The organism is Methanobrevibacter sp. (assembly GCF_045541095.1).
Classification (GTDB): Archaea; Methanobacteriota; Methanobacteria; order Methanobacteriales; family Methanobacteriaceae; genus Methanocatella.
This window is the reverse complement of the sequence record NZ_JAZQIJ010000009.1, coordinates 1-5,286: the sequence shown is the minus strand read 5'-3', so window position 1 is coordinate 5,286 and position 5,286 is coordinate 1. Positions and strand designations below refer to the sequence as shown.

The 5,286-nt window shown below is 34.1% G+C and carries 4 protein-coding genes; all 4 read right to left on the bottom strand.

Going from position 1 to position 5,286, the window contains the following annotated elements:
- Window positions 1-1,081 (bottom strand): hypothetical protein (locus ACKI2P_RS00360; RefSeq protein WP_407374155.1); only part of this gene is annotated, 1,081 nt, incomplete at its 3' end.
- A gap of 17 nt (window positions 1,082-1,098) precedes the next feature.
- Window positions 1,099-1,974, bottom strand: a complete 876-nt coding sequence (locus tag ACKI2P_RS00355) for a peptidoglycan-binding protein (RefSeq protein ID WP_407374153.1) — start codon at window positions 1,972-1,974, stop codon at window positions 1,099-1,101.
- Window positions 1,975-2,063: 89 nt separating this feature from the next.
- Window positions 2,064-4,484, bottom strand: a complete 2,421-nt coding sequence (locus tag ACKI2P_RS00350; protein ID WP_407374152.1) for a hypothetical protein — start codon at window positions 4,482-4,484, stop codon at window positions 2,064-2,066.
- A gap of 180 nt (window positions 4,485-4,664) precedes the next feature.
- Complete coding sequence (locus tag ACKI2P_RS00345) at window positions 4,665-5,093, bottom strand: hypothetical protein (RefSeq protein ID WP_407374151.1); 429 nt, start codon at window positions 5,091-5,093, stop codon at window positions 4,665-4,667.
- Window positions 5,094-5,286: the final 193 nt, after the last annotated feature.

The following is a 5,286-nucleotide window of genomic DNA, read 5'->3' as shown; positions in this document are numbered from 1 at the left end:
GTCCAGTACCAAGGTCAGTTACACTCCAACCATCCGCCTTTAATTTCTTGATGATACCAGATTTGAAACCTGCACTTCCACCACGGTCCTCAGAAACAAGAATCCTTTTCTTTTTCTTGTTGAATGGATTACCATTGTTAGAACCAGTAGAAGTGGATTTAGTAGAAGTAGTTTTCTTAGAAGATGATGATGAGGTTTTGGCTGCTTTGGTAGTATTGTTAGGATTCTGAATACTAGTCGCAACATTTCCAAAGAATGCTGTTAAATCCAAATCAATCAAACTTTTACTTGTCTGTACAGACCCTGCTGATAAATCAGGACCATTCACAATCACACCAGTGATTGCATTTGTTGTACTGAATTTAAACTTACGATTAGTATAATCATCAGCAGTTAAATGCAAACCAGTATTCTCCCAATCAGTCTTAGACAACGGATCTATCTGCAACACACCTTTATCATTAAACCAAACATCAAAATAACCTAATGAATTAAAAACAAGACTTCTAATCGCTTCAATGTAAGACTTATCATGAATTATCAATTGTCTTTTTTGATTGAATGGATTGCCATTGTATTTGTTACCAGGAAAATGTGATTGATTGTAACGATCTAATGATTTCAAACCACTAATCATATACTTCTGATAATCATTCAGTTTCGCATACTTATCCTTACTTGATACATTCCCTCTTGTGATTAAAAAACGAAGAAGATTATATAATTTCACGTTTCCTTTGAATTCAAATTTAGAAATTAAGTTACGACTCCAATCCTGACATTGATAAGTATACAAACCAGTCTCCTCATCATAATCAACATCCAAAATAATCCCACTAAAATTCTCATGATAAATACTGCTAATCAAAACAAAATTCTGACCATTAGTCAAATCAAGGTAAAAAGGAGTGGTGAAAGTAGCAGTCTTGACTCTGAAATCAGTTTCCTTAATATTATACTCTACTAATGGGAGCTTTGGACTATCTTTCCAGTTTTCAGTCCAATTAGAAAATACTGACGCATCATTTCTTCTTTTAATACGCAATTCACCAATTCTGCTTGAAATGTTTTCGTTCGACAAAATATTCCACCATCCCTTTAACTGCTTTTAGTTACACTATACAATGCCTTGAAAGTATTAGCATCAACATTCCCGTCAGTTTTACATTTATACTTAGATTTATACTTCTTCTGGAAATTCTTCAAAGCATTCTTAGTAACAGGACCATACCATCCGTCTTTCTGATTTTTAGCAAGAAACTTCTTGTTAATTAAGATTTGTTGCATATACTTAACACAAGTAACAACTTTCTTCGTTTTACTATACTTCAAATTAGAAGCTTTACATTTTGTTTTCAGTAAATACCTAGCAGTTGTTTTCTTCTTCGCTTCGGCTTTGGCTTTAGCTGCTTTTGCTTTTTTATCTTTTGCTTTCTTATAATTTTTCAAAGCAGTAGTGACTCCAGCATTTGTCGCTGAAAAAGAGGATTTCGTAAAAGGTTCATATTTCATGAATTCTAATTCCCATTCAGTGAACCCTTCAAAAGTCTGATTCCTTGAATCGTTTTTAATAATCAAATATAATCCATTCGGAACATCAACCGCCCTTGTCACAACATTTAAAGGAGTTGCAGTTTTCATCCAATAATCCAAAGCTTTCAACAAAGCAACATGCCCCCCTAACATAACAGAGGAAGTCTCTTCAATACCTTCACCTCCACTCAGTATAGTGTACAAATATTCATCGAAATCACCACTGTTAAGAGCCTCCTGCCAAGACCCTTCATCAAACTCCTTAGTCAAAACAACACTGTCATCCTCACTAATCAGAACATTAACTTTAAAAGTGTCACCTTTACCAGTATTATTCTGAAAATGCTTACGACCACTTGCTAAATCATTCACAACAATATCCAAATCAGGAACACTATTAACACCATCATCACGAATAACTCTTAATCGCACAGGCCCCACATTAGCATTCATATATGCACCATCACGAGGACAAATAGTCAAAAACTCTTTTGCATCTTTACTTTCAAAAATACTCAAAAATAATCACCTCATATTGTTCTTCCTGCAGTAGTGTTATCCCAATTCAACTCACGACGAATAACTTCAATAATCTGATTCACACGACGGTCACTATCAACATCCCCCTCAATATTGATGATGATATCACCATGTTGCTCAGCAGACATCACCCGCAATACTTTATCAATAGATCCATTCGCAAAACCATTAACATTAGAATCAAAACTGAAATCCGGTGAGAAATTATCCGCCATATTTTTACCAAGTTTCGCTGTTGTGTCTGGAAGTGAACTTTTATCCACCATATTTTCAGACCAGTTCAACTCGTTCTCTAAAGCATGATAAATTTTACCTGGTGAACCTTGACCTAAACCAAGAATACTAAATGCGGATGCAGCTTGTGAACCTAACCATTGTAACGCTTGTACTAATGGATGACTCATTACCATATTATAAGCCCAATCAAGACAGGATTGTAAAGCAGTACGAATACCATTAATTGCACTTGTAAACTGTGAAACACCAGATTGTATTCTACCGATGAAACCGGAAACTGCGTTAATTGCACCATTAATTAATGTCTGTGTGAAATTGTTTCCAAAACCTAATGCTTGGGCTATGATATTTACAAATATCATTGCTAATTGTGCGGGTAATGTTGCAATAAACATCATTACCGCTAATATTCCATCGATTATTTGGTTTCCAGTTATATTAACACTTTGAGGTAATAATCCTCCTAATGTTACGATATAATTCCATAATCCTTGTAATGTGGTAATTACAATATTAACTGCATTTACTAAACTGTTGTAAATGATTTGTCCAACCATCATGAATGTTTGACCTAATCCATCAATTGCAGCACGTACTTGTTCATTGTTAAAGTATAAGTAGCCTAATATTGCGATTAATGCAACAATTGCTATGATTAATATTCCAATTGGATTTGCAGACATTGCTACATTTAATGCCCATTGTGCAGCTGTTGTAGCATATTCAGCTATTGTTGATGCTATCATTGCACCTTTTTCAATTGCCCACATTGCAGCAGATTTTAATGCATTATAACCTGTAAGTAACACATTTTTTGCTAATTGTGCTAATCCTACAATGGCATTTTTGATTGCTGTTGCTGCTGTTGTGAGTAATGTCCGTGAGAAACCTGCAATATTCACCAGTGCTGTTCTTGCAGATGTAGCGACAGTTGTTAGTGCAGTTCTTAATCCACTTAATTTACCTGTGATTGATGAGACTATTTCCATTTCACGGAATGTTCTAGTTAATGTGATTAAACTGTTAATTCCTGTTGCGAAACTACCTACTTGACCAATTAATCCTATAAAACTGGTTAATGGTGCTAATACGGGGGATAATGATAAACTTAAATCTTCCCATGCTGCATTTAATTGGTCTAACCATGTTTTATGTGCTGCTTCTTCATCAGCTAAGGTTTGTAATTGGCCTTCGTATTGTCCAGTTAATTGACTTGCATTTTCTAATGCTCCAGCTTCTAATCCTAATGCTTGTTCTAATGCTCTTGTATCCCCATTGGATTCTTCCAATGCATCGTTCAAACCACTTAAAGCTGCACGACCTCCACCAAATTTTTGTGTTGCTGCTGCAATAATGACTGATGCTTGGTCTACATTGAATCCTAATTCTTTAAATTGTGCATCATATTTCCTGAGGAAAGTATAATAATTATCCATTCCTCCAACAGTGTTTGCATTCGCATAAGCTAATGCGTTAAATGCTGATGAAACATTGTTCATGTCTACACCAAGAACAGATAACTCTTGACCTAGACTATTAACCTTGTTTGCACCTAATCCAAAAGCATCATTAATTTTATCTAAATCAGTAGCTGATTGTCCAAGATTATTAGCGGAAACTCCTATCTGGTCTAAACTTTTAACATACATCATTGCTTCATCATTCGGAAATGTTGCATTTGAAATATGATTAATTAAAGAAACCATTTGAGGTTCTGCAACTCCAGTTTGTGTAGCTAATTGTCCAACACTTATAGATGCAGTATTCATATCTTGTGCTAATCCTTCAGCTTTACTTCCAAGGTTACTTAATTCACTGGATATTCCCATTAATGCACCGGCTTCCAATAAGTCAAGACTACCTTGTAGTTCTTGAATTTCTTGGTCTGCACTATCAGCTTCACCACCAAGAGTTGTGAAATCTGAACCTACTCCTTGAACATTAGAACCATCCATGCTTCCTGTTGAATTGTTTAAGTTATCAACACTTGAAGATGCTTCTTCAGCACTTGTACCGAGATTGTCCATGTCTTGTGAGATTTCAGGTGCATTGTCTGTTAGGTTTATTCCTTCTTCAGCAGATTGTTTTAATTCATCGATTTTGTCCTTTAATTCTTCAGCACCACTAATGTCTGCTTTACTGACTAATTCAATTTCGATTTGTTTATCTGCCATTTTACATCACTTTTTTTTATATTGATAATAATGGTTTGTTTTCAATTTTCCAATTCCAAATTGTTTTATTTATTGCCATCATTGCTTGTTTTTGTAAAGGAGTCATTGTTGAAATGTCTCCATTATTGATTTGGTATCCTTGAAGACAAGCATGAGTTAAATAATTTAATTTACCATGGTCTAATTTGAAAACCCCATCATTTCTTTTGCCATTCTAATATTTTCTTTACTATCTATCTCAACACCACTGATATGTGCAATTTGTTTCACTAATTCTAATATTACTCCATTTGGTAATTGTTCAACTAGTTTTGGAGGGAATAATTCACCGTTGCGAGTATATAATGCTTTTTTAACTAATTCCACTTCATTAGTGGTTTTGCTTGTTGGTGCTCTGTTTAGTCTTGTTGCATTATTCCATTCTATATTAGATAATGGTCTGATTAATGCTCCTGCTTTAACAGTTTCCCCATCTTTTGGATAGGATATTATTATTGGGATTTTTGCATCTACACCATCAGTGATTAAACTTTCTAAATCAAAGATTTCTTCATCTTCTTTAGATAACATTTCCAGTTCTTCTTCACGTAATTTATTAACATTAGTCATAAGTAATCCACCATAAAAAAAATTAAAATAATAAAATAATCAACACTCCATTTAATTTAAACGAAGCAAGAAAATAAATATAAAAAAAAGACTCACCTAATATAGATTAAGTGAGTCAAATACACTAAGAAAATATTTAAATTTAATTAGCAGGAACAGGATCTTTCTCATCACATTGAGCATAAATAAATTT

Coding starts and splice junctions, on each gene's coding strand:
- ACKI2P_RS00345 (WP_407374151.1), bottom strand. CDS start 5,093: ATGACTAATGTTAATAAATTACGTGAAGAAGAACTGGAAATGTTATCT.
- ACKI2P_RS00350 (WP_407374152.1), bottom strand. CDS start 4,484: ATGGCAGATAAACAAATCGAAATTGAATTAGTCAGTAAAGCAGACATT.